Origin of the sequence: Glaciecola siphonariae, assembly GCF_042652645.1 — a bacterium.
Taxonomy (GTDB): Bacteria; Pseudomonadota; Gammaproteobacteria; order Enterobacterales; family Alteromonadaceae; genus Glaciecola; species Glaciecola siphonariae.
Genome location: NZ_JBHSGU010000025.1, coordinates 42,100 through 45,596, shown reverse-complemented (window position 1 = coordinate 45,596; position 3,497 = coordinate 42,100). Strand labels below are relative to the sequence as shown.

The 3,497-nt window shown below is 42.3% G+C and carries 4 protein-coding genes; all 4 read right to left on the bottom strand.

The window, feature by feature from the left end; translation table 11 throughout:
• Positions 1 to 778: 778 nt before the first annotated feature.
• Complete coding sequence (locus ACFO4O_RS16620; RefSeq protein ID WP_382410572.1) at positions 779 to 1,306, bottom strand: hypothetical protein; 528 nt, start codon at positions 1,304 to 1,306, stop codon at positions 779 to 781.
• Positions 1,307 to 1,316: 10 nt separating this feature from the next.
• On the bottom strand, positions 1,317 to 2,300 hold the full coding sequence (locus ACFO4O_RS16615; RefSeq protein WP_382410570.1) for an RHS repeat-associated core domain-containing protein: 984 nt from the start codon (positions 2,298 to 2,300) through the stop codon (positions 1,317 to 1,319).
• 414 nt (positions 2,301 to 2,714) lie between these two features.
• Positions 2,715 to 2,924, bottom strand: coding sequence for a hypothetical protein (locus tag ACFO4O_RS16610; RefSeq protein WP_382410568.1), 210 nt, complete (start codon positions 2,922 to 2,924; stop codon positions 2,715 to 2,717).
• Between the two features lie 11 nt (positions 2,925 to 2,935).
• The coding region (locus ACFO4O_RS16605; RefSeq protein ID WP_382410566.1) for a hypothetical protein at positions 2,936 to 3,497 on the bottom strand (562 nt) is incomplete at its 5' end.

Sequence of the window (3,497 nt, the reverse complement as noted above, 5' to 3'; positions counted from 1 at the left end):
TTACCTTTTTGTTTTGTTAATAAAGATTCGACACCTTTATCAAAACGGGTAACTCTCTCTTTTGCAAGAGGATTGTCAGATTAAGTCGAGACTAATTCAAATATGCACAAGCTTTATCTGAATTAGTCTCGACTTAATCTGCACTAGCAAACAGCCTTGATGTAATTTGTCGCGCTCGGTAAAACCGCGACACGTAGCCATGTGGTCATCCGTGCTGGCGAGTCTTGCTCCGAGTCCGTCTAACGACGACCAATCTCCACCTTTCGGCTTAGCAAAGGGTACGATATGGTAACGTAAAAAAGTTCTTGCTACGTTTTGCGGCACTAGGTCTGCGGATGAAAATCTAGACTTTATGATTTTATGCTATTTGAGTGTGTACTGAAGTGAATTAGTGTGATTACCAAGGGATTATGTAGATTTCCTATTTTATTGTTGTGCGATTTGGCCTTTTCGACCACATTAATATCGGACACTGGAAGCAAGTGCTTTCAAACAATTTAGTCAGGCAATATTATTACATTGATTGCCAATGTTTTTGACGCGCATCTTTTTTCCATTTTCTAGTGCATCTGTCAATTTCCAAGAGCCAAACTATCTGCTTTTAATATCAACACATCTAGCAGTAAACCACAGTAATCCAAAATTGGAGAACTGCTGTGCGCCAAATAAATATTCCCTCCAATGAAAGTTAAGATGTTCTGAAAGACCTCTAGAAAGTCACTACATATGTAAGTTGATCTGAATTATTGAACACCATCGAATGCTCTATTTATTCGTTTTACTCAGAGAGCTTAAAATAGCTATGCCCTGCCAGAGGTAATAATCTTATGCCCTCTTCATACAGCATTTTCGCACCAATTGTGTAGCGATGAGAGCGAGCGTTTGCCTCGGCACCGTTAACCGGATTAACAGCTATTGCTCCCGCTTTTGTGGCTTTTTTCAAGATTGAAGCAACCTTATTAGCCATTGCTACATGTTTGTTGTCGTCAGACATAAAAGCTAGGACTGATTCTTTTAGACCTTGTTTCGTCATTCGTCCAATATGTAGACCAATAACTCCTTGGTTGGAGTCGTAAAACCTGTTTGATGAAGACGCATCCAAAGAAGGTCGTTTGGCACTGAAGAGCACACGAATATCCCTATCAACACTTAGTTCATCAAGTGATAATTTACCCTCTATTTCCTTTAATTCGAAAGGTCTCAAAGACATCACTGTAATAAACAATCCTAATTCGGAGCTAACAGAATGAATGTATTCAACTAACTCTTCTAACGTGGCGTGAAACGGTATCATTATTTTTTTCATAACATTCGTCCTAATCATACTGCTCGAATCTAGTAGGAAGACCAGCATTATTCAAGTCGTCAAGAGCTTGCTGTTCACGCTTAATCGGAGAGCCATCTGCTTTTGTTTTCCCAACATTTATTCCACATAGCATACCGTTGCAATCTTGGTAAAGTATGTCTGGTCTGCGACCACTTTTATTTCCACCGGGTGTTCTAACCAACTGCTCAGGAAGTCTCCCTCCGCCAGCGATTACCACTCCACCAGCAGCCTCTATTTGATCGCCAACTTCACGAATCTTTTTATTATGCGGCGCATCCGGATCTGTTTTTGGTCCTCTCTTTGCGCCCCCTCTCACTTTGGTAGCTTTCCGAGCCAACTTTACACCAGTTGCCGCATTTCCAACAATAGGTACCATGGCGGCTAGTGAAAGCGCGGCTCCTTGGTAATCGCCTCGTGCTAGGGAAATGCCCGCATTAGCTAAGTCCGCTACTTCCCCAATGACGGGAAGCATTCCGAAGAAATCAAGCCCGGTTTGTATACTATCCAGTGTACTGTCAGATTCACCTGAGGTTGCCGCACCTCCACCACCGTTGAAATGGGAAAGGGCCCCGATACCATTGTTTACAGGGCTGCTGGCAGATTTATTTGCTATGCTCTGTTGTGAGCCTACTTCGACTATTTCACTTGGGTTTGGAAGTTTAGGAGAATCATCTTTTCCATTTGAATTAGATTCGTCATTGCTTTCATCACCGTTGTTACCGTTACCAGTTTTTCCATCACCACCAGAGTCACCGCCAGAATTGCCGCTGGAATTCGGACAGACACCTGCGCCGCATGTAATGATATAATCTGCTACTTCAATTTCCGCCTCATAGCCAGAAGGATCAGTTCCAGCTAAGGGTCTATTCATCAAATAGCTATAAGGATTAATACTCTGACTGCCAGTACCTTGAATGAACGGGTCAACACTCAAAAACCGGCCAATATTGTAGTCGTAGATGCGCCCATTCATATGAATGAGCGAGCCTAGTGCACTTTTAACCGTTTATGCCGATTTGGCGAGGAGAGCAGCGCTTTTAAAGAGCATTGATATAGACTGACAAATCTATTTGAAAAATACCCCTATGTGGGGGTTTTGGTGTTCAACAACTATCACTATCAATGAGTAAGCAATATTTCAAGCAACCTGACCCTGAGGGATCCGATATTTCAAGCAATCTGACCTTGAGGGAATCGATATCCTTGCTCGTAACATGAAGGTTAACCGACATAAAGCCATGGCCGTGTAATTCCTTGATGAGAAGACTGCACTGGAGGCCGAGCAAACCAAGGCAAAAAAGGTTGAAGCCAGCCAAGAATTTGAACTGGCAGCCTAAGACATCAAAGCCCGCTGATGCGAGCTTTTAATAGGGATATCAAATACTAATCATTCTAACCAAGTAAAGCCTTTCGGTACTCTTCCTTTGATAGTCATATAAAGAAAAAGATACGAACCGAATATGAATGCAAGCAATGAAGCTACCACCACCATATTTACACCGTCATCGATCATGAAATCTATCATCGCAACAGAAGCTAAAATAAAGCAGAATGAAAGAAAACCTGTTCCGAGTCTTGCAATACGTCTTATCTGCATGTAAACACCTACTAATTTGCAAATTCATTGTCATTAAAATAGTTCGAAGCTCTACGTGCTGCTCTATTCATATAAACTCGTAAAGCGCTGCCAGCCGCATTACCCCCTGCATACGCAACAGTAGTTACTGCTCCATTTAATAAAGCCGTCCTACCCACATATGCTGCCGTAGCTGCTCTAGTTTGCATATGTGCAGCTGTCTTAAACCCAGATTTAGCCCACTGCCCAAAGGTCATACCACCATTTTTTGTAGCAAACTGACTACCAAATATTAGACCTACAGCTTTTTTATCCAAATCAGCTATAGGTCCAGCGACTATGCTGGTTCTCATAAAGTTTTGAGTAAACTCTTCGGATTTACTCATATCAGTTCTTCCGCCAGTAAACCTAACAACTCCTTCCCAAAAACCATCAGAAAAGTCTTCTGACACACCATCTACAACTGCATTAACTCGCCAAGATAAACCTTCCGCAGCTTCTCCGAATAGCTCTTTGGTAGCGCCAAATGCATCATCAATGAAACTACTGTCACTATTTCCACCGCCATTTTGGCCACTGACATTCAGAGTTGCA